This window comes from Paraburkholderia sp. SIMBA_054, from assembly GCF_046534875.1.
In the GTDB taxonomy this organism is placed as follows: domain Bacteria; phylum Pseudomonadota; class Gammaproteobacteria; order Burkholderiales; family Burkholderiaceae; genus Paraburkholderia; species Paraburkholderia hospita.
The window spans coordinates 1-262 of record NZ_JAWRXV010001017.1 but is presented as its reverse complement, the minus strand read 5'-3'; the positions used below and the strand labels follow the sequence as shown (position 1 = coordinate 262).

Genomic DNA, 262 nt, shown 5'->3' with positions numbered 1-262 from the left:
CGGCCGGTCTCGAAGCGGGCGGCGTGGAGGCGGTGACGACGCTGAAGACCCACACAGAGACCGTGCCGCAGTCGTTCATGGTCGCCGACTACAACCCTGAGAGCGCGTGGGAGCGCTTTCGGGACAGTGCCAATGTCGCACCGCAGGACCCGACGACGTATGGCCAGCCGTATGTCTACGGCACGCATCATCTCGACCAGGCGGGCGCCAGGTGGGAAGCGCAGTTGCGCCACGAGGCGGCCATCGCTCGACAGGTCATTTA

At 66.0% G+C, this 262-nt stretch carries 1 protein-coding gene; it reads left to right on the top strand.

Annotated elements, in window-relative coordinates; translation table 11 throughout:
- The coding region (locus tag SB822_RS58220; RefSeq protein ID WP_410859259.1) for a contractile injection system protein, VgrG/Pvc8 family at positions 1-262 on the top strand (262 nt) is incomplete at both ends.